We start from the raw sequence: 20,891 nt of genomic DNA, 5'->3' as shown, positions 1-20,891 counted from the left end.
TTTCGGGAGATGCTATCCGTAATTGTCCGAGTTCAGAACCTATTTCTCGGAGAATATCGCCGCCGCCCCGCCATTGGCGGCGAGGTTCAGCGTGAGCGTTTCGCCGTCGGCGACGCGCCTTTCGGCGAACGCCGGCGCATCGGGCTTGTCGCCATCGGCCCAGAGCCGCATCGCCGCGCCCTTCCTGCCGAGGAAGCCGAGCGGCACGGCCACCGTCCGCGCAGTCTCGCTGTTCATTGCGCCGAGGAACCAGCGACTGCCCTTGCGGCGGGCGAGGACGATATATTCCCCGGTATCGCCCGCGAGATAGCGAGTCTCGTCCCAGCTGGTCGGCACCGCCTTGACGAAGTCGAAGCCGGCGGGGCTGGCGGCATAGGTGTCCGGGCTGTCCGCGACTGCGCCGAGCGGTGACAGGAACGCGACATACATCGCCAGGCCATGCGCCCGTGTCGTCTGGACGAAGGGCAGGTCATTCCGGATGCGGAAGGTCTCGGGAGTCGCGTTGCGGAAGCCGCCGGGGGTATAGTCCATCGGGCCGATCAGCCCGCGCGTGAAGGCGAGCATGACATTGTGGCGCGAGGTCACGCGCCGGCTCCACTTGTTGTACTCGGCACCCATCACGCCTTCCTGCGTCATGAAATTGGGCCAGGTGCGCACCAGCCCGCGCGGCGGATAGGCGCCGTGGAAATCGACCATCAAATGGTGGCGCGCCGCCGCGCCGAGCAGACGCGTGTACCAGTTGACCATCCACTGGTCGTCGCGGTCCATGAAATCGACCTTGATCCCAGCGATGCCGAGCTTCTCATATTCGGTGAGCGCGTCCTCCATCTGCTCGTCGAGCGCCTGCCAGTGCGTCCATAGCCAGAGGCGGACCTTCTTGGACCTGGCATAGTCCGAGACTTCCTGGAGGTTGATCGTCTCCGACCATTTGGTGATGTCGACGCCCGGTCGGCGCACCCCGCCCCCGCCGGCGCCGGCATACCAGCCCTCGTCGATCATCGTGTAGGGCAGGCCATTGGCGGCGGCGAAGTCGATCAGCGCCTTGGCCACCGCGGTGGTGCTGCGCTGGCCGGGGAGTGCGGCAATCGAGGGACCGTGCCACCAGTCCCAGCTGGTCAGGCCGGGCTTGATCCAGCTGGTGTCCTCGATCCGGCTCGGCGTGGAGAGGTTGGAGATCAGCGTGCTCTCGTTGAGCTTGCCGAGCTGGTCGGCGAGCATCACCACGCGCCAGGGGGTGACGATCGGGCTGCCGACGCGGGTGTGCACGGCGATGCGATAGTCGTCGAGCGAGGGCGAGAGCTTGACCTGCAGCCCGGGCCCGCCATCGCCGCGGCCGGTGAGGTACATGCCGGCGAAGTCGAGCAGGTCGGCCTCGGCGATCGCGAAGGCGGCCTTGCCGGTCTCGCAGGCGAAGGGCACGTCGAAGAGATTGTGGTCGCGCAAATGCGGCACGTCGACGGGGTCGAACTCGCCTTCGTGGCTCGAGCCGAACTTGCCGACGTTGAAGCCCCAGCATTTGTAGCTGGTGGGGAAATAGAAGCCGGTGCGCTCATAGCGGACGATCGCCGCCGAAGTCTGCGGCTGGACCGGCACGACGGTGCGAAACGCCACCCCGTCGTCATAGGCGCGCAGCACCACATCCATCCTGCGCTTCGCCCCGCCCTTCTCCTGGAAATGGACGGTGAGCTGGTTGTAGTGGTCGCGGCCCTCCGCGGCGGCACCCGCGACGATCGGGTAGCGCGTATCGGCGCTGGCGGTCTCCGAACCGGTTATCGCCAGGCCATAGCCGAGGGTATCGACATCGAGGTCGAGCAGGATCGGCGACGGTGTGATCACCAGGCTGCCGCCGCGCGAGACGGCATAGACCGGGGTGCCCGAGCCGCTGAGCTGGATCGCGATGCGGTTGCTGCCGTCGGGCGAGGCGGCGGTGAGCACCTGTTGCGCGGAAGCGGGCGCCGCGGCGAGCAGCGCGAGCGCGGCAAGCGCCAGCCTCACGCCTTGTGCGCCTTCAGCACCGGCGCGAGCACGGCTTCCATTGCGGCATACCCCGCTTCGGTGGGATGGACGCCGTCCGAGGCCAGGCCGGGCTTCATCCCGCCTGCCGCCGTGCCGAGCACGCCGGTATAGTCGATGAAGGTCGCGCGGGCGCGGCGGGCATAGCTCGCCTGCCACCGGTTGATCGCGCGGATCGGCTCGACCGTCGCGAGGCCGGGGCGCCAGGGGAAATGGTCCGCCGGCGGCACCGAGGCGAGCAGCACGTGGATGCCGTTCGCCTGGGCGAGCTCGGTCATCATGCGCAAATTGTCGCAGCTCTGCGCGATGCTGATCGTGCCGGTGTTGCCGGCGATGTCGTTGGTGCCGGCCATGATGTGGACGAGCCGGGGCTTGAGCGCGATCACGTCGGCCATCATGCGCAGCACCATCTGCGGCGATGTCTGCCCGCCGATGCCGCGGCAGATCCGGCCGGGGGTGAAGAAGGCGGGGTGCTTGCTTTGCCAGCCCTCGGTGATCGAATCGCCCATGAAGACGATGTCGACCTTCTGCCCCGCGGCGATCAGCTTCCGATTGTCCGCGGCATAGCGGCCGAGCCAGGGCCAGTCTTCCTTGAGCTGGCGCTGGTGCTTGTCCTCCCAGCTCTCCTGCGCCTGATCGGCCTGGACGGCGACGGGGAGCAGCAAGGTGCCGGCAAGGAACCTACGGCGGACGATCGGCATCTCAGGCGTCTCCGGTCTGGCAAGGTCCCGGCACCCTAGCGCCCTGCCCGGGCCCGCGAAAGCGCCGCGAGGGCGACGACATTTTATCAGATGGCGCCCGCAAGTTCCCGTGCGCGCGGCCGTTTAGTGGATCGGCCAGGCATTGTGCGCGGATGACGGGCCGGGTTTCTACGGCGTACCGCGCACCAGTTCGTTTCCTTGCCGCCGGACGGGTGAGAACCGGGGGTCCGGCGGCAAGTGAACGGCTTTCCCCTCAGTGCACCGATGCCATCTCGCCTTCGGCGCGAACCACCGGCGCCTTGCCCGCCGCGATCGCGAACAGGCACAGCACGACATAGCAGAGCGCCGGAACGATCAGCGCGAAGCTGTAGCCATGCGCGCCGGAGACCAGGCCGACGAGCGGCGGCAACACCGCACCGCCGACGATCGCCGTGCAGAGCAGGCCCGAGGTCGATTCCTCGCTGGCGGTGGAACGCTCGAGCGTGAGCGTGAAGATCACCGGGAACATGATCGAGTTGAACAGGCCGATCGCCAGCGCGACGAAGCCCGCGGTCACGCCGCCGACCACGAAGACATAGACGCACATCGCCGCGGCGATCGCGGTGAACAATGCGAGCAGCCGCGCCGCGTTGAAGCGGGCGAGCAGCGCCGAGCCGATCGCACGGCCGACCATCGCGCCACCCCAATAGAAGGCCACGGCCTTGCCGGCTTCCTGGAGCGAGACGCCGGGCACGCCGTCGCTGCCCATCAGATAGCCGAGCAGCGGCACGTTGAACGCCGCGTCCGAATGGCCCCAGATCGCATTGGAATTGAGGAACAGCGCCATCTGCGTGCCGATCGACACTTCCGCGCCGACATAGAGGAAGATGGCGAGGCCGCCGAACAACGCCCATTTGGACGAGAAGGCCGAGAGCAGCCCCGCGGTCGAGGCCGGTGCCGGCGCGGCCTCGGTGACGACGCGGCGGCTGAGGAAGAAGAACACGGCGAGCGCGGCGATCAGGCCGCAGAGCCAGAAATAGGCGGAATCGATGCCGTGCAGCGCCTCGGCGCGAATCTCCGGCGTGATCACGGTGCCGGCCTTCACCTCGACGCCCTTGAGGAACAGATGCGCGCCGAGCAGCGGGCCGAGGAAGGTGCCGAAGGAATTGAAGGTCTGGCTGAGCACCAGGCGGAAATGGCTGCCCTTGGGAGTGCCGAGCGCCGCCGCGAGCGGGTTGGCCGCCACCTGGAGCACGGTGATGCCGCTCGCCAGCACGAACAGGCCGAGCAGCACGAGCCAGTAATTGGCGGCATTGGCCGCGGCGAGCATGATCAGGCAGCCGCCGATCATCGTCACGAGCGCGATCAGGATCGAGGGCACTGCCTTGAAGCGCGAGATCAGCAGCGCCGCGGGCAGCGACATGAAGAAATAGGCGGCGAAATAGGCCGAAGCGATCGCCTGGGCCTGCCAGTCCTCGAGCGTGAAGATGCCCTTCACCGCGGCGACCAGCGGATCGACCAGCGAGGTGATGAAGCCCCAGGCGAAGAAAAGCGTAGTGACGGCGGCGAAGGCCAGCGTCGTCTGCGTGGAACGTGCGGATGCCAAGATAACTCTCCCCTGCGGACGTTCGCCCGTCCTTCTCCGGCAGGCGTTTGCGCGGAACCTGGTCCGACAACGTTGCCACTGTCAAGGCGCCCCGGCGGATTCTGTAAAATCCGCCCTCGCCACGTGCCCCGGCTTTGGCTTAATAGCAATCGGCGATTCAGGTCGCCCGGCTTAGGGCGGCCGCGAAGGAGATTTGCGAGTGACGAAGTTGTTTTCGGGCCGTGTGGCTCGCCGGGCTGCCTGGGCCGCAATGCTTGCCGGGATCGCGGCGCCGGTGGTGGCGCAGCAGGTAAAGCCCCAGGCAAGCCCGACGCCGGCGCTCCAGGAAGTGCCCGTGCCGCCGTTCGTCCCCAACCCGCCGGTCGTTCTGCCGGTGCTGAGCGCCGCCCAGGCGGCCGAGCTCGCGCCGATCCTCACCGAGGCGGGCTTCGCGCAGGGGCTGCGCCGCGTCGGCGACCCGACGCCAAGCTTCAAGGACAATGAAGCGCTGGTGCGTGCCGCGCTCGATTATGCCCGCGCGGTCCATTCGGGCCGCCTCGCCGAGGCCGACTTCGATCCCAACTGGGGCCTGCGCCCCGCCGCCTATGATCCCCTGCCCGCCTTTGCCGAGGCCGTGCGCCAGAACCGCGTCGGCGCCTGGCTGCGCCAGCTGCCGCCGCCCTGGGCCGGGTACGACACGCTCCAGCTCGGCCTGGTCACCTATCGCAAGATCGTCGCCAATGGCGGCTGGCAGAAGCTCGCGGCGGGGCCGGACCTCGCCCAGGGCGCCAGCGGCCCGCGCGTCGCGGCGCTGCGCAAGCGGCTCTCGGTGGAAGACGGCCAGGTGGCCGCCGCCGGCGACAAGTTCGACGGCGACCTGAAGGACGCGGTCGTCCGCGCCCAGCGGCGCTACGGCCTCAACCCCACCGGCGTGGTTTCCTCGGGCACGCTCGCCGCACTCAACGTGCCGGCCGAGGACCGGGTCGGCCAGATCATCGCCAACATGGAGCGCTGGCGCTGGCTGCCGAGCGAGCTTCCCGCCAAGCGCATCCAGGTGAACATCGCCGCCGCCGTGCTCACCGTGTTCGAGGGCGACGCCCCGATCGCGTCGATGAAGGCGGTCACCGGCCGTCCCGGCAACGAGACGCCAATGCTCCAGTCGAAGATCCATTCGATCGTGCTCAATCCGCCCTGGAACGTGCCGACCGGCATCGCCGAGAAGGAACTGTGGCCCAAGGGCGAGGCGGCACTGAAGGCGCAGGGCTACAAGATCATCGGCACCGGCGCGAACCGCCGTCTGCAGCAGCAGCCCGGCCCGAAGAGCGCGCTCGGCCGCTACAAGTTCGACTTCCCGAACCCCTATGCCGTGTACCTGCACGACACGCCCTCGCAGTCGACCTTCTCGAGCTTCAGCCGGCTCGCCTCGCACGGCTGCGTCCGGCTGGAGAAGCCGGGCCCGCTGGCGCAGCTGCTGCTGCGCAACGATCCGAACTGGCAGCCCGAGCAGATCAACGCCGCGCTCGCCAAGGGCGACACCCTGCGCGTGAGCCTGCAGGAGCAGGATCAGGTCTCGGTGTACCTGCTCTACTGGACCGCCTTTGCGAACGCGAACGGCACGGTGAACTTCCGCGGCGATCCCTATGGCTGGGACAAGGATCTCGCGGCAAAGATCGAGAAACGCTCCGCGATTACCGCGGCTGCCGTTTCCGCACGTTGAGAAAAAGGGGAATAGGACATGAAGATCCGTAGTTTCGCGCTGGTCGGTGCTGCCGGCCTGGCGCTCGCCGCCTGCTCGGGCAGCAAGACCGATGACACGCAGGTCAACGAGACGATCGTCGCGAACATCGGCGAGCCGGAGAACCTGACCAACGTCACGATCACCGAGCCGACCGCGACGCCGACGATGACCAACGCCAGCGCCCCGCCCCCCGTCGCCGACCTCGCGCCCGACGCGCAGACGCAGGACGACGCCGATGCGACGGGCATGACTGCCAAGGTCGATCGCAACACCAGCGAAGGCCAGCCGGCGCAGTAAACTTCTGAAGGGGATGGGCTTAAGCCCGCTCCGACCACCTCACGAGCTGATCCCCGGCGAAAGCCGGGGCCCAGTATCGGCGCATCAAATTGGGCGGTCGAACCTCTCGACCGACATCGCAACTGGGCCCCGGCTTTCGCCGGGGATCAGCTTTGCCAACAGTCTTGAAGCGATACGCGCCTAGTCCTGCGTCCGGATGCACAGCGCGACCGCGCCTCCGGCCAGCGTGCCCGCCGCCAGGATCAGCAGCCACAGCGTATAGCCCGTCTTCTCCGGCGCCAGCGCGAGCGCAAGCAGCGGCGCGACCATTGCCGGCAGCGTGTTGGTGAGGTTGAGGATGCCCAGGTCGCGGCCGCGATGCGCGGGCGTCGGCAGAAGCTGCATCGCCATCGCCGAATGGATGGCGAGGAACACGCTGAGCCCGGACATCGCCAGCGCATGGCCGATCGCCGCGACGCCCCAGCTCCTGGCGAAGGCCATGACCGACAAGCCGGCAGCCATCCCGACCGCACCCGCCGCAAGAAACGGCTTGCGGCGCAGCATCCGGTCCGAGAGCCGGCCGGCGAGCAGGGTCAGCAGCACCGCGACGATCGTCGATCCCGTCATCGTCGCGACGATCGGGTTGGCCTCGACGCTGGTCTTGCTGATGTCCTCGCGGTCGAGCACCGACAGGAAGTAGAAGAAGCCATAGGTCGACAGGCCGTTGCCGGCGACCTGGAACAGGATGCGCGAGGCCCAGGCGAGCAGGAAGTCGAAGCGACGCTGCTCGCGCTGCGGCTGGGCCGGCGCCGGAGGAAGCGCGGCGCCTTCGCGGGCAAAGGCCAGGAACGGCGCGATCAGCGCGATGAACAACAGGCACAGCAAGGCATAGCGCGTCGCATCGCCACCGAGCCCGGGCAGCGTGACCAGCACCGCCGACATCGCCCCGATCGGATGGGCGATGCCGGTGAGCCCGGCGACCAGGCCCTTCTGTTCGTCGGGTATCTCGTCCGCCATCACCGCGGCGATCGGCGCGAACATCATGTTGATGCCGATCTGGATCCACAGCACCGCGAGCAACAGGCTCAGCGGATCGGCGGCGATCAGCAACAGGCCATAGGAGCCGGCGAGCAGCGCCAGCCCGGCCAGGACCCAGGGGCGCCGCGTGCCCTTGCGGCGCCGCGTGCCGTCGCTGAGCGCGCCGAAGACGATGTTGGCGATGCTCGCGATCGCCGCTCCGCCGAGCGCCCCGGCGCTGAGCAACTGCACCGCATGCCCCCCGCCCGCCTGCGCGGCCTTGAGCGGCAGCAGCACCATGACGAACGGCATGAAGCTGACGAACATGCCCGCATAGGCCAGCGCGTAGAGGAGGATGAAGCCGCGGCCGGGCGATGGAAAGCGCATGGACGGCGGACCATCGGCGCGGCCCGGGCCCAAGTCAACGCCGCGGCGGTGCGCTCGAATCACGGACCACGAATTCGAAGGGCAGAAGATGGTGGCCGTTGCCGGTCTCGCCGCGCGCCTTGCCCTGGATCAGCAGCTCCGCCGCCTTGGCGGTCATCGCCGCGATCGGCTGGCGGATCGCAGTCAGCGCAGGCACGCTCATCCGCACCGTGGGCGTATCGTCGAAGCTTACCACCGACAGGTCGCCGGGCACCGCGAGCCCCAGCTGGCCCGCCGCATGCAGCACGCCGAGCGCCATCTCGTCGCTGCTCGCGAGCACGGCGGTGGGCGGCACCGCGAGGCCGGCGAGCGTGGTGAGCGCGGCGAGGCCGGCTTCATAGGTAAAGTCGCCGGGCTGGAGATAATCGGGGTTCACGGCGAGGCCCCGCGCCTCGATCGCGCCGGTGAAGCCGCGCAGCCGATCCGGGCTCATCGCATAGTCGGGATGGCCCTGGACATAGGCGATGCGGGTATGGCCGAGATCGAGCAGATGCTCGGTCGCCCGGCGCGCCGCGGCCTCGTCGTCCATATAGACCGCGAAGCCCTCGCCATCGCGGTGCGAACCGAGCCGCGCGAAGACCAGCCCCGCCTGGTGCAGCAGGTTGGTGATCCGATCGTCCTCGCTGTGCGGCGGGGTGAGGATCACGCCGTCCGGGTGGAGCGCGGAGAGCGCGGCACGAACCTGCGCCTCGAGCTGGTCCGAATGCGAATCGACCAGCTCGAACAGCATGCGATAGCCATGCTCGGCGCATTTGAGCATGCCGCCATAGAGCATCTGGTCGACCCAGTCGTTGCCGCGCCGCGACTGCCAGCCCTCGAGCGTTGGCCGCTCGTCGTTGAAGGCAAGGATGAGATAGGAGCGCGAACCGCCCAGGCGTCGCGCCGCGAGGCTGGGGACATAGCCGAGCTTGTCGATCGCCGCCTGGACGCGCGCCTGCACCCCCGCGGTGACGTTCGGCCCCTTGTTGATGACGCGGCTCACCGTCTGCAGCGAGACCCCCGCCTCCGCCGCCACGTCCCGAATAGTGATCGCGCGCTTACGCGGCTGCATGGGCCGGCCGCGCGAGATCGACCTTGTCGGCGCGGCAATGCGCATCGATGAACTGCTGGTGCGTCGGCAGCTGCTGGACCATCGCGGCAAGCTGGCCGCGCGCCTGGTCCATGCCCGCATAGAGCGCCGCCTCGTCGATCCGGTCGACCAGCGGGTGATAGGTGCGCGGGCGCTCGCCCATGCCGTCGAACACCGAGAACCAGCTGACCGAGCGGAACAGCTCGTCCAGCCCTTCCCTGAGCGAGCCGTTGGTCCGGAACAGCTCGACGCGCTGCTTCAGGCTGTCGGGCCATTCCATGTCGCGCACCTTGCGCCAGAACGGCGTGTCGTCGCGCGCGCTCAGGCAATAGTGGAGCACGATGAAGTCGCGGATCTCGGTATAGTCGGCAACCATGCGGCGATTATACTCATCCGCCAGCGCCGGATCGCAGTGGCGATCGGGCAGGAAGCGGAAGAAGAAGTCCATGCCGCGATAGATCAGGTGGATCGCGGTGCTCTCGAGCGGCTCGATGAAGCCCGAGGCGAGGCCGAGCGACAGCACGTTCTTGTGCCAGATCTGCTCGCGCACCCCGGTCTTGAACGGCACCACCATCGGCCCGGCGACGACTTCGCCCTCGACCTTGTCGAGCAGGATCCGCGTCGCTTCCTCGTCGCTCATGAATTCGGAGGAATAGACATGGCCGTTGCCGGTGCGGTGCTGCAGCGGGATGCGCCAGCGCCAGCCGGCATCCTGCGCCTCGGCGAGCGTATAGGGCGATGGCGGGCCGACATTCTCGGTCTGCGCGGCGATCGCGCGGTCGCAGAACAGATAGTTCGACCAGTCGGTGTATCTCGTGCCGAGCGCCTTCTCGATCAGCAGCGCGCGGAAGCCCGAGCAATCGATGAAGAAGTCGGCGCTGACCTGGCGCCCGTCCTTGAGCGTGAGCGACGAGACGAAGCCGCGATCGTCGAGCGCGACATCGGTGACCATCCCCTCGGTGCGCTTCACCCCCCGCGCTTCGGCATGCGCGCGCAGATATTGGGCGACGCGCTTGGCATCGACATGGAGCGCATAGGAGGCGCTGGAGATCGGCGTGCGCTGCGCCTTGAACGGCAGCATGAACCGCCCCTCGCGCGCCATCACGCTGGCCGGCGCGAAATCCTGGAGCGGGAAATCATGGCCGGAGAGCGTCGCCTTGCGCCAGCACTGGTAGAAGTCGCTGAGCTCGACCCGCTGGCCGATATCGCCGAACGGATGGAAATAGCGCTCGCCCTTCTTCCACCAGTCCTTGAACTCGATGCCGAGCTTGAAGCTGGCCTGGACCTGGCGGACGAAATCCTGCTCGTTGATGTCGAGCTTGGCGATCAGCTCCATGAAGGGCGGGATCGTGCTCTCGCCCACCCCGATCGTGCCGATATCGTCGCTCTCGACCAGCTCGATCTCGAAGAGCCTGCCCTTCATGTGATGCGCCATCACCGCGGCGGCGATCCAGCCGGCGGTGCCGCCGCCGACGATGCAGACCTTACGCAGCGCGTCGGGGTTGTTCATGCGGATGTCCTTAAGGGCTCGGTGGCGGCGCCATCCACCGTCGCGAGAAATTCACTATGGGTGGGCGTGTCGGCCACGGTGCGGGCGACCGCGGCACGCATCTGCGCGAGCGCGCGGGCAAGCTCGGCGGGGTCGACCGCGGCGACGCCGGGATCTATCCGCTCGGGCAGATGCTCGAACCCGCCATAGATGGCGAGCCAGGATGCGGGCGAGAACATCTCCCAGCGATAGCGCAGGAAGGCGCCGCGCGCGCGCCACAAGTCGAGCTTGGCGGAGAGGCTGTCGGGCAATATCATCGCGCGGCAGGCATCCCAGAACGGCCCCTCGCGGGTGCTGAGCCGGTAGTGGAGGAGGATGAAATCGCGGACGCGCTCCATCTCTTCGGCGGACTGATCGTTATACTCCGTCACCACCGCGGGGTCGAAACCCTTGTCGGGGAAGAGCTGCTTGAGGCGCTCGATGCCCGTCTCGATCAGCGCGATGCTGGTGGACTCGAGCGGTTCGAGGAAGCCCGAGGCCAGGCCGAGCGCGACGCAGTTCTTGGCCCAGGCGACGTCGCGGCGGCCCGGCGTGAACCGCAGTTTTCGCGGCTCCATCAATAGTTTGCCGGCAATATTCGAGACAAGCTCGGTGCGCGCGTCTTCGTCACCCTGGTACGTGCTCGAGAAGACGATGCCATTGCCCTCGCGGCTGCGCAGCGGGATGCGCCATTGCCAGCCGGCGGTGCGCGCGGTCACCGTGGTACAGCTCGGCGGCTCCCCTGCCCGCTCGCTCTGGACGGCAAAGGCAGTGTCGCAGAGCAGCCAGTGCGACCAGTCCTGGTAGCCGACGCCGAGCGCCTCGCCGATCAGCAGGCCGCGAAAGCCCGAGCAATCGATGAACAAATCACCTTCGATACGCTCGCCACTGTCCAGCGCCACGGACTCGATAAAACCGGTTTCGCCATGCAGCGCCACGTCGGCGATCCGCGCGTCAATACGAATGACACCGACGCGTTCGGCAAAGGCGCGCATGTGCGCGGCGAACCGCGCGGCGTCGAAATGGAGCGCCCAGTCGAAGATCGACAGCTGGCTCGGCGGATTGGGGACCGGCACGCTGGCATGCCCCTCGCGCGCCAGCATCGCGCCCAGCGAATATTCGTCCAGCGGAGCGGCCTGGCCGGCCTGACGCGCCTTCAGCCAATAGTGGTGGAAGTCGATGCCGCGCAGGTCCTGCCCGAAGCGGCCAAAGGGGTGGACGAAGCTCGTCCCCGGCTTCCAGTCGACGAAGCGGATGCCGAGCTTGGCCGTCGCGTCGCAGGCGCGCATCACCTCGGCATCGGTCATGCCGAGGCTGGCATAGAAGCGGCGGATGGTGGGGATCGTCGCCTCGCCGACGCCGATCGTCCCGATCTCCGAGCTTTCGATCAGCGTGACCCGGGTGCCCGTGCCCGCGAGATAGGCGCCCAGCGCCGCCGCCGCCATCCAGCCGGCGGTGCCCCCGCCGACGATGACGACACGCTCGATCGCGCCGCTGCTCTGTCCCCCAAAACTCATTGCGTCATCTGATCGTCTCGGCCCGGGCTTCGCAAGCGAAACCGCGCCGTTGCTGCTCCGGAAAAAAATGGGCCGGCAGCCCATGCGGAACTGCCGGCCCAGGAGGGTTGGCTCTTAGAAACGGTAGCGCACACCCACCGAGTAACGCGGCTCGAAGCGGTTCTCGGAATGGAACTGCTGCGAGTCACCGTCGAAGCGGAAGTAATAATGCTCGCGCTCGCCCAGCAGGTTCGAGACGTTGCCGTAGATCGCGAACTGGCTGTTGATGTTGGCCGTGAGGTTCACGTCGACATAGTCGCTGGCCGCCTGCATCACCGGGATGTTGCGCTGATCGACCTTCACCGGATCCGGATCGACGTCATAGCTCAGGCCCATGTTCGCCAGGCGATCGGTGCGGTGGTTCCACGCCACGCGCGCCTGGAAGATGCTGTCCTGGTACCAGGCAACCACGTTGATCTGGTGCTTGGAGTTGTCCTGGAACGGCAGCTTTTTGCCATCGAGCCCCCGCGCCGACTGCGAGGAGTCGGAGAAGGTGTAGTTGGCGTCGACGCCGAAGTTGCGCAGGAACGGCGTCTCCGGGAACAGGTCGGTGAAGGCCAGCTTGGCGCCGGCTTCCAGGCCCTGGAGATTGCCGCCCGCACCCTGCACGGGCTGCGTGATGTTCACCGTGCGGCGGATCACGCCGTCCGCATCGGGGAAGCGCCCGGTCGGGGTGGTGGCAGTGGTCACGAAGCTCTCGATGTCGAGCTTGAACAGGCCGACATTGAGCATCGAGGCGCGGCCCAGATAATATTCCAGGCTGATGTCGTAGTTGTTCGAGCGCCACGGGTTCAGATACGGGTTGCCGCTCGAGCTGGCGCCGGTAACCTGGCGAACGCCGAGCGGCGCCGCGTTCGGATTGGTCGGGGTCGGGCCCGCCGAGTCCGCCGTGCTGATCGTGAGGCCGCCGCCGTAGTTGCCGAGATCCAGCGGGATCATCGTCTTGGCGAAGGCCGCGCGGAGGCGCAGCTTGTCGGTGAAGTCGTAGGACAGAGTCACCGTCGGCAGCCAATCGGTGTAGCTGCGGCGCGTGACGCTGTCGCCGACATCGAGGTTGGTATCGCCATACGCCCGGGTGTCGCCGGTCAGGTTCTGCTTCACGTCGATGCTGGTCTTGATGACCTTCACGCCGGCATCGGCCTTGAACCCGCCGCTCTTCCACGAGGTGTTGATGTACGCGCTCTCCTCGATGAGATCGACGTCATAGGTGTTGCCCGGGACGGTGACTTCATCGGCGCCGCCGAAGACGCGGGTCATGAACGACTTGATGTCGTCAAAGTCCTTGGGATCGACCACCCACATGCCCGGCATGCCATTGACCACGCCACCCCAGTTCGTCTGGAAGAAGACGTTGTTGTAGGTGTTGAGCTTGGTCGGCTTGTTGACGGTATAGCCCTGGAAGCAGGTGGGCGTGTTGGCCGCCGAGGCGCCGCAGGGCGAAGGCGAAGCCGCCACCGGCAGCGCCGCATTGTAGCCGGGGTTGGAGACGAACTCGCCCGCGGAGCATTGCGGGTTGTCCATCACCACGTCGATCGCCTTCCACTGCGCCGAGCAGCCTGCGGCCGTCGCCGCGCCGTTGCCGCCGTAGAAGTTCGAGAACAGGTGGAAATTCTCGATCTGGGTCGAGCGATCCGAACGGCGCACGCCGACATCGACGCGGCCGAGCAGGCCGAACAGCCCGCCATCCTGGAATTCGTAGCTGCCATCGGCACGGAACACGCCGAGATCCGAGGTATTGCGCTGGTTGCCCTCGGACGAGAAGGCCGCGACCGCATAGCTGTCGAGATTGGCCATATAGTCCTTGAGCGACTTGCCGGCGCCCAGGCCTCCCGAGATCGGCGTGTCGAAGCCGCTGAAGGTCGGGTTGCTGCCGCGCAGATCGAGGTGCAGCAGCGGATCCTGGCCGTAGCCGAGCGGGTTCGGATCGATATAGCGCCCGCCGTTCGAGCCGATCACGCCGTTGGTGTAGCGCGAGGCCGGATACTGCGCGGCGATGTTCGCCGGATAGAACGGCCCGCGCGTCGGGTCGTTCGGATTGCGGAACAGCGTGAACGCGCGGCTGCCCGCACGCCAGTTGCTGAGATCGCCCTGCACCTGCCCGTTCATGCTGAGCAGGCTGGCATCCGAGCGCAGCGCCCGTGCGGTGAACTTGAACGGACCGCCGGTGTCGTAATTGAGCTCGAGATTATAGTTGGTCGACTTCTCGTGCGCGGTGCGGTTGACCGAGAAGCTGTTGAACCACCAGACGTTGAGGTCATACTGGTCGACGTCGAGCCAGGGCTGCTGGTTGGCGCCGGTCTGGCCCGAGGGAGTCGACTGGGTCGGGGTGGTCCAGGTGAGGCCGTTCCAGCGGTTCGAGATGTTCACGCCCGAGGCGCGGTTGTGCTCGACCAGCTCGGTGTGGAACACCTCGCCCGTCAGCGTCCAGCCATCGGCGAACTTGAGCTGCACTGCGCCGTTGATGCCGAAGCGCTCGCGCTCGACTTCGCGGCTGAACAGCTCATAGCCGTGCGGCGCGATCCAGTTGTCGCCCGAGCCGCCCCAATCGTTGTTGCCGAACGGGCTGCCGCCGATGCCGGCATAGTTGTTGCCGAGATGCGACTTGCTCTCGGTCGCGCCGACCATCACGCCGATCGTGTCGTTGCGCCAGCTCATCAGGCCGGAGATCAGATAGTCGTTCTTCTTGGTATAGTCGCCACGCGAATATTCGGCCTGGTCGAACAGGGTCAGGCCGCTCTTGAGGTCGAACGGACGGCGGGTGCGCAGATCGACTGTGCCCGAGATGCCCGAGAGCGCGTTGCGCAGATCCTGCGACTTGTAGACCACCACCGCATTCATCAGCTGGGCGGGAATGTCGTTGAGGTTGGGCTGGGCGGTGCCGAGATTGCCCGGGCTCAGATACTGCTCGCCGTTGAGCAGCGTGATCACCTGCGGCAGGCCGCGGATGTTGACGCTCGAGCCTTCGCCCGCGTCACGCTTGATCTGCACGCCCGAGATGCGCTGCAGCGCGTCGACCACGGTGACGTCGGGCAGCTTGCCGATGTCTTCCGAGGAGATCGCATCGACGATCGCGGTCTCGGTGCGCTTCATGTTGATCGCGCTGGCCTGCGACGCGCGGATACCGGTGACGACGATCTCGCTGCCCTGGTCGTCCTGCGGCGGCGCTGCCGTGTCCTGGGCCCATGCCGGCGCGACCATCGCGGTCGACGCCAGCAAGCCGGCCATCAAACTGGATATTCCCTTCATTCCTTCGTCCTCCCACTCTGTTTTCGCACCCGCGGCGCATCTACGCGCGCCTCACCCGGTGCTGTTCTTTCAGGGCGCCAGCCGGCGCTCCTGCAAATCCGCCGCGCCCGTGAGCACCGGCTGGCCGGCATCCCGCGCAATCGCGACACGATAGGTTCCCGCCGCCACCCGCCATCCGGGCAGCGCGGTGTCGTAATCCGCGACGATTCGCGGCTCGGCGATCAGGGTGATCCGGCGCGTCTCGCCCGGCTTGAGCGTCACCCGCTCGAAGCCGGCGAGGCGCAGCGGGCGGCTGCCGGTGGCCGGCGTGACATAGAGCTGCGGCACGTCGGCGCCTTCGCGCTTGCCGCGATTGGTCACGTCGAAGCTGACCTTGAGGCCGGCGCCACCCTCGACCCTGAGGTTGGCATAGCCGAAGCGCGTGTAGCTGAGGCCGTAGCCGAACGGGAAAGCGGGCTTGTGGCCCTGGCGCGCATGCCAGCGATAGCCGACGTCGGAGCCTTCCTTGTAGTCGATCGTGAACGGCTTGATCGCACGGGCATCGGTGCCGTGATCGGGCGAGGTGCGGACCTGCTCGATCCCCGGCGTGGTCGGGCGCGGCGCCTGCGATGCGTTCGCCGGAAAGGTGATCGGCAGCCGGCCCGAGGGATTGACCTCGCCGAACAGCACGCGCGCGATCGCCTCGCCGCCGCGCTGGCCGGGATACCAGGCGGCGAGCACCGCGGGCACGCGCGCCAGCCAGGGCATCAGCACCGGGCCGCCGGTCTCGAGCACCACCACCGTCCGGGGGTTGGCGGCGGAGACGGCCTCGACCAGCGCATTCTGGCTGCCGGGCAGCTCGATGCCCTCGTCGGGATCGGCGGCCTCGGTGGTCCACTGCGTCGCGAAGACGAGCGCGAGATCGGCGCTGCGGGCCGCAGCCGCTGCGGCGGCAGGGTCGCTGCCGTCGAGATAGGTGACGCTCGCGCCAGGGGCGAGCGCACGGATCGCGGCGAGCGGCGAGGATGCGTGCCAGGTCATCCGCGCGAACGACGCCGGGGCGCCGTCCTTGAGCGGGATCTCGACGGGGGCGCCGCCGGTCGAACGGACCTGCGACGAGCCGCCGCCGGAAAGCACGCCGACATCGGCATGGCCGCCGATCAGCACGATGCGCTTCGCCGATCTGGCGAGCGGCAGGAGGTTGCGGTCGTTCTTGAGCAGCACGATGCCCGCCTCGGCCGCGCGCTGGGCGACCTGGGCATGCGCATCGGTGTCGATCGGCTGCGGCGCATCGACCACCGGCGCGTCCATCACCCCGGTGGCGAACATGCCGTTGAGGATGCGGCGGGCCATGTCGTCGAGCCGCGCCTGGGGCAGCTCGCCGCTCTCGACGGCCTTTTTCAGGTCGCCGCGGAAGAAGAAATGGGTGTCGAGCTCGCCGCCGGACTGCTGGTCGAGCCCGTTGCGCGCCGCCTTCACGGTGGAGTGGACCGCACCCCAATCGGACATCACCCAGCCGGGATAGGCCCAGTCGCGCTTGAGCACGTCGTTGAGCAGGAACGCGTTCTCGCAGGCGAAGTCGCCGTTCACCGACATGTAGGCGCACATCACCGAGCCGGGCTTGCCGCGCTCGATCGCCAGCTCGAAGGCGAGCAGGTCGCTCTCCCGGAACGCCGCCTCGCCGATCCGCCCGTCGCTGACGAAGCGGCCGGTCTCCTGCGCGTTCAGCGCGTAATGCTTGATCGTCGAGACGATGCGGTTCGACTGGATGCCGCGGATCGATTCCCCGGCCATCGCGCCGGCGAGCAGCGGGTCCTCGCCGAGATATTCGAAGTTGCGCCCGCCCCAGGGATCGCGCGTCAGGTTGATGCCGCCGGCGAGCATGACGTTGAAGCGCTTGGCCCGCGCCTCGCTGCCGATCATCGCGCCGCCGGCATAGGCGAGCGTGGGGTCGAAGGTGGCGGCGAGCGCCAGGCCCGAGGGGAGCGCGGTGGCGGTGTCGCCCTTGCGCTGCTCGACCTGGTTGGCGACGCCGAGGCTGGCATCGGTCTCGCGCAGCGCCGGAATGCCGAGGCGCGGGATCGCCGGCTGCTGGCCGGCCGAGGGGATCATGTCGGTGGGGCGCGCCGGATCCTTCGCGAGCGGCGGGAACCACGTGTAGACGAGCGCGAGCTTCTCCTCGAGCGTCATCGCCGAGAGCAGCAGCTCGGCGCGGACCGCGGCGGGGAGCTGGGGATCGGACCAGGGTCGTGCGGCAGGCGCGGCGTCCTGGCGGGCCGGGGCAGGCACGGCGCTCTGATCGGCCGCGGTGCGCGCGGCAGGCTGATTGGCCGCGGTGCGCGCGGCAGTGCCCTGCGCATGCGCGACCACCATGCCGCCAAGCGCGGTAGTGGCAAGCAACGCCGTGGAACGCACCACATGCCGCAGGCTGACCAGCATTCACCTCTCCCCTTCGGCGCACGCGCAAGCGACACCGCGCGCGCCCGGAGGCACGCCTGTTGATCCGATCCAACCTGGGGAGGCCTTCCCGACAACGCTGTCGGCATCAGCCACAAGTCAAGCCGACAACACGCCCTGTGGCGCGCAGCGGCAGCCTGTTCCACACCCCTCTGTTCGCGGAGTCTTGCGCTCCAATGCGGCGGTTAGAGCATAAATTGAGAGCGTTCTCAAGAACGTTCTCAATTTTGTTACATCACTGACGCGATGTTAGCGCAACCATCTGGGAAAACGGGATAAATCGCGCCGATTCGGGGTTATTTCCCGGCGTCGCGCAGCGCCAGCGCCCCCACCCGGGCGAGCTGGTCGCGCAGGGCTGGCGGGCGCGGAAGTGGAAGCGTTTCCAGAGGGATGGCGGCGAGGGCCACCTGCGCCAGCCCTGCCGGCACGAGCCGCGCGCCGAGCTGCGCGAAGCCGGCGGGCGGCCCCGCCCTGCCCTGCCCGGCCGACGCCAGTTCGATCCGTGGCAGCGGCTCGGCGGCATCGCGCCGCAGCGGGCGGGTGCGCAGGACGAGCATCCTGCCCCCGCGCGCAACGCGCAGGCGCGGGCCGGCATCCTCCTCGCCATCGGCAGTCGACAGGCGCGCGCCGTCGCGGTTGACCGACCAGATCACCCGGTAGCGCGCCGCGACGCTGGCGGCCGCGACCGGCGCAGGAAACTTGTTGTCGAGCACCCAGCTCTGCCCGCCGGCATCGACGAACAGCACCGCATGCTGCTCCTGGTCGGTGGTGTCCCACACGATCGCGATCCGCATCGCGCTTTCCGGCATGCCCAGATCGCGCAGCGCGAAATATTTGGTGAGCGCGAAATCCTCGCAATCGCCGCCGCGCGCGAACATCTCGGCGGGCGTCTCCCAGCGATCGGCCATGCCCCAGTTCGCCATGTCGGACACATAGGGCAGCCCGTTGACCGCCGCCTGGACCCCGGCGACCTGCTCGACCTGGGAGAGCCCGCGCAAGCCCTGGAAGGCCGCGCGCCAGTCCCGCGCGCCACAGGCGGCCGGCAAATCGTCGGCGGGCATCATGCAGCGGATGGAAGGCCGGGCAAGCGGCGCGGCATCGCGCGCCTCGCGGGCGAGCACATCGGTCCAGCGCGGCGCATCGGCGAGCCGCAACGCGACCTCGCCACGCTCCCGCGACTCGGGCGCCTCCGCAGCGGCGGAAGACACAGACTGCCCCACAACCAGCGCCGCACACAGCAGCGCCAGCCGCGCTGTTGATACGCGACGCAACACCCCAACCCCCCGGTCGAAACTGGGGGTTGGAATAGACGGGGCAGTCCTAAGACCGCGCTAATGAGAACCTAAGTATAAGCCACTGATTATGGTAAGGATTTATGGTTAACAGTACAGTTAACGAGCCGGCATAGGGGTTTGCACCGACGACCTGTAAGGGTTTGTACGGACACAATTGAGAAACAACAAAATAGTCCCGTTGTGGATCAATGCATTATTACAAATATCCGTAAGTTAACGATGAGTTCCGCTTCTGAATCCCCCTCACTCATTGTAAAGACGCCACTCCGTGCAACCGAATCGGACGCAAACTTTGCGGCTGCACGTCTCTGGGAGGGGGACCCGGGTTATGTTTCTGAGGCGTCGTCGCTGGATTTTCGTGCTTGCCGCCGCGGCCACCGTGCCGTTCCAAGCCGCGCACGCGCAGCAGACGGTGAACCCCGGACGAATCGACGAGCGCCTGCGCCCCGCCGACAAGGTGCCCGACGCCAAGTCGGTCGACGTGCCCGAGCTACCCCGCCAGCAGACCACGCCCGACAGCGCGATCCAGGTGCGCCTGACCGAAGTGCGCTTCGAAGGCGTGACCGCGGTGCCGCTCGAAGCGCTCAACGCGATCGCCGCACCCTATCTCAACCGCGACATGCCGCTCGCCGAGGTGTTCAAGCTCGCCGAGGAAGTGACCGCCGAATATCGCCGCCGCGGCTTCGTGCTGTCGCGCGCGGTCGTCGGTCCGCAGCGCATCGAAGGCGGCGTGCTGACTCTCCAGGTCGTCGAGGGCCATATCGGCGCGACCAAGATCGAGGGCGATGCCGGCGGCTATGCGCCCTATCTGCGCGGCTATCTTGCCGAAGCCGCAGCCGAGCGTCCGACCTCGGGCGCCGCACTGACCCGCGCGCTGCTGCTCGCCCGCGACCTGCAGGGGCTGGACGTGCGCGCGGTGCTCACCCCCTCCCCCAGCGAAGTCGGCGCCGCCGATCTGACGCTCGCGGTCGATCCCAAGCCGATCGAGGGCTTTGTCGCGGTCGATAATCGCGGCTCGCGCTGGCTCGGCCCGCTCCAGGTCTATGGCGGCCTGTCGTTCAACGACCTGCTCGGCGCCGGCGAGCGCATCTCGATCACCGCGGTCAGCGCGCCGGTGAACAAGGAACTGGGCTTCCTCTCGGCGAGCTGGGACCAGCCGCTGACCGCCAGCGGCCTCAGGCTCAGCGTGTTCGGCAGCTATGCCGCGACGCATCCGGGCGACGAGCTGCGCCTGCTCGACCTGCGCGGCCGCAGCGCCACCTATGGCGCCGCCCTGCGCTACCCGTTCGTGCGCAGCCGCGAGACCAACATCTTCGGGCGCGTCACCTTCACCGGCCGCGACAGCAGCTCGCGCAACATCGTCATCGATCCGATCTTCGACGATTCGACGCGCACGGTGAGCGCCGAGATTTATGGCAACTATGCCGCGCCCTGGGGCGGCATCCTCAATGTCCGCGCCTCGGTGACCCAGGGCCTCGACATGCTCGGCGCCACCACGCGCCGCGACGCCAACAAGTCACGCGCCACCGGCACCGGCACCGCGACGCGCGCCAATGCCGAAGTGTCGTTCGCGTACGGCGTGGCCGGCGGCCTGTATTTCCAGGCCAGCGGCGCGATGCAGTATAGCAGCCAGAGCCTGCTCGCGAGCGAGGAGTTCGGCATCGGCGGCGAGCAATATGGCCATGCCTATGACTCGTCGGAGATCACCGGCGACAAGGGCGTCGCCGGCCGCGCGGAGCTGTTCTACGCGGCGAGCGGCAAGCTCGGCACCGTCCAGCCCTATGGCTTCTACGAGGCCGGGCGCGTCCTCCAGAACGATCCGCTGCCGGGCGAGCCGGCCCATGCATCGCTGCAATCGGTCGGCTTCGGCGTGCGCTTCGGGCTGCGCGTCGGCGGGATCAACGGCTCGCTGGAATATGCCAAGCCGATCAACCGGCCGGTCGCCTCGCGCGGCGACAAGGACGGCCGCGTCTTCTTCTCGTTGGGCATGTCGTTCTGATCGGGGGGCGATCGGACCGGCATTGAT

Annotated in this window: 13 protein-coding genes; 3 read left to right on the top strand and 10 right to left on the bottom strand. The window is 67.8% G+C overall.

Annotated features, from left to right (window positions below; all coding sequences use genetic code 11):
- Positions 1–39: 39 nt before the first annotated feature.
- The 3 genes from ABLE38_RS15845 to ABLE38_RS15835 all read right to left on the bottom strand — a co-directional run bounded on the left by ABLE38_RS15845 (position 40) and on the right by ABLE38_RS15835 (position 4,299).
- Positions 40–1,995, bottom strand: coding sequence for a glycoside hydrolase family 97 protein (locus ABLE38_RS15845; protein WP_348975187.1), 1,956 nt, complete (start codon positions 1,993–1,995; stop codon positions 40–42).
- Positions 1,992–2,714: a GDSL-type esterase/lipase family protein gene (locus tag ABLE38_RS15840; RefSeq protein ID WP_348975186.1), complete on the bottom strand. Its 723-nt coding sequence runs from the start codon at positions 2,712–2,714 to the stop codon at positions 1,992–1,994. Before ABLE38_RS15840 ends, ABLE38_RS15845 begins: the two co-directional genes overlap by 4 nt.
- A gap of 253 nt (positions 2,715–2,967) precedes the next feature.
- A complete protein-coding gene (locus ABLE38_RS15835; RefSeq protein WP_348975185.1) occupies positions 2,968–4,299 on the bottom strand; it encodes an MFS transporter in 1,332 nt (443 codons plus the stop codon).
- Positions 4,300–4,549: 250 nt separating this feature from the next.
- Between ABLE38_RS15835 and ABLE38_RS15830 the strand changes: the two genes are divergently transcribed.
- Positions 4,550–5,995, top strand: coding sequence for a L,D-transpeptidase family protein (locus ABLE38_RS15830; protein WP_348975231.1), 1,446 nt, complete (start codon positions 4,550–4,552; stop codon positions 5,993–5,995).
- Between the two features lie 18 nt (positions 5,996–6,013).
- Positions 6,014–6,313 carry a hypothetical protein gene (locus ABLE38_RS15825; RefSeq protein ID WP_348975184.1) on the top strand — a complete coding sequence of 100 codons (300 nt, stop codon included), beginning with the start codon at positions 6,014–6,016 and terminating at the stop codon, positions 6,311–6,313.
- Positions 6,314–6,493: 180 nt separating this feature from the next.
- Here ABLE38_RS15825 and ABLE38_RS15820 read toward each other — a convergent pair whose 3' ends face one another.
- From ABLE38_RS15820 to ABLE38_RS15790, 7 genes are all read right to left on the bottom strand, one after another.
- The gene (locus ABLE38_RS15820; protein WP_348975183.1) at positions 6,494–7,696 is read right to left on the bottom strand and encodes an MFS transporter; all 1,203 of its coding nucleotides are present in this window, start codon (positions 7,694–7,696) and stop codon (positions 6,494–6,496) included.
- A 34-nt stretch (positions 7,697–7,730) separates the two neighbouring features.
- Positions 7,731–8,786 carry a LacI family DNA-binding transcriptional regulator gene (locus ABLE38_RS15815; protein ID WP_348975182.1) on the bottom strand — a complete coding sequence of 352 codons (1,056 nt, stop codon included), beginning with the start codon at positions 8,784–8,786 and terminating at the stop codon, positions 7,731–7,733.
- Positions 8,773–10,314, bottom strand: a complete 1,542-nt coding sequence (locus tag ABLE38_RS15810) for a tryptophan halogenase family protein (protein WP_348975181.1) — start codon at positions 10,312–10,314, stop codon at positions 8,773–8,775. The genes ABLE38_RS15815 and ABLE38_RS15810 overlap by 14 nt, the downstream gene beginning before the upstream one ends.
- Positions 10,311–11,849: a tryptophan halogenase family protein gene (locus tag ABLE38_RS15805; RefSeq protein WP_348975180.1), complete on the bottom strand. Its 1,539-nt coding sequence runs from the start codon at positions 11,847–11,849 to the stop codon at positions 10,311–10,313. Before ABLE38_RS15805 ends, ABLE38_RS15810 begins: the two co-directional genes overlap by 4 nt.
- A 114-nt stretch (positions 11,850–11,963) precedes the next feature.
- Complete coding sequence (locus ABLE38_RS15800) at positions 11,964–15,113, bottom strand: TonB-dependent receptor (protein ID WP_348975179.1); 3,150 nt, start codon at positions 15,111–15,113, stop codon at positions 11,964–11,966.
- Between the two features lie 90 nt (positions 15,114–15,203).
- Positions 15,204–17,552 carry a beta-glucosidase gene (locus ABLE38_RS15795; protein ID WP_348975178.1) on the bottom strand — a complete coding sequence of 783 codons (2,349 nt, stop codon included), beginning with the start codon at positions 17,550–17,552 and terminating at the stop codon, positions 15,204–15,206.
- Between the two features lie 314 nt (positions 17,553–17,866).
- On the bottom strand, positions 17,867–18,778 hold the full coding sequence (locus tag ABLE38_RS15790) for a transglutaminase-like cysteine peptidase (RefSeq protein ID WP_348975177.1): 912 nt from the start codon (positions 18,776–18,778) through the stop codon (positions 17,867–17,869).
- Between the two features lie 415 nt (positions 18,779–19,193).
- Here ABLE38_RS15790 and ABLE38_RS15785 point away from each other — a divergent pair, with 415 nt between their 5' ends.
- A complete protein-coding gene (locus ABLE38_RS15785) occupies positions 19,194–20,864 on the top strand; it encodes a ShlB/FhaC/HecB family hemolysin secretion/activation protein (protein ID WP_348975176.1) in 1,671 nt (556 codons plus the stop codon).
- Positions 20,865–20,891: the final 27 nt, after the last annotated feature.

The sequence above is a fragment of the Sphingomonas sp. KR3-1 genome, from assembly GCF_040049295.1.
Lineage (GTDB): Bacteria > Pseudomonadota > Alphaproteobacteria > Sphingomonadales > Sphingomonadaceae > Sphingomonas.
Note: the sequence above shows the minus strand (reverse complement) of the source record. Positions and strands in the feature narration are given on the sequence as shown.

Coding starts and splice junctions, on each gene's coding strand:
- ABLE38_RS15820 (WP_348975183.1), bottom strand. CDS start 7,696: ATGCGCTTTCCATCGCCCGGCCGCGGCTTCATCCTCCTCTACGCGCTG.
- ABLE38_RS15800 (WP_348975179.1), bottom strand. CDS start 15,113: ATGGCCGGCTTGCTGGCGTCGACCGCGATGGTCGCGCCGGCATGGGCC.
- ABLE38_RS15805 (WP_348975180.1), bottom strand. CDS start 11,849: ATGAGTTTTGGGGGACAGAGCAGCGGCGCGATCGAGCGTGTCGTCATC.
- ABLE38_RS15795 (WP_348975178.1), bottom strand. CDS start 17,552: ATGCTGGTCAGCCTGCGGCATGTGGTGCGTTCCACGGCGTTGCTTGCC.
- ABLE38_RS15830 (WP_348975231.1), top strand. CDS start 4,550: ATGCTTGCCGGGATCGCGGCGCCGGTGGTGGCGCAGCAGGTAAAGCCC.
- ABLE38_RS15785 (WP_348975176.1), top strand. CDS start 19,194: ATGTTTCTGAGGCGTCGTCGCTGGATTTTCGTGCTTGCCGCCGCGGCC.
- ABLE38_RS15815 (WP_348975182.1), bottom strand. CDS start 8,786: ATGCAGCCGCGTAAGCGCGCGATCACTATTCGGGACGTGGCGGCGGAG.
- ABLE38_RS15810 (WP_348975181.1), bottom strand. CDS start 10,314: ATGAACAACCCCGACGCGCTGCGTAAGGTCTGCATCGTCGGCGGCGGC.
- ABLE38_RS15825 (WP_348975184.1), top strand. CDS start 6,014: ATGAAGATCCGTAGTTTCGCGCTGGTCGGTGCTGCCGGCCTGGCGCTC.
- ABLE38_RS15840 (WP_348975186.1), bottom strand. CDS start 2,714: ATGCCGATCGTCCGCCGTAGGTTCCTTGCCGGCACCTTGCTGCTCCCC.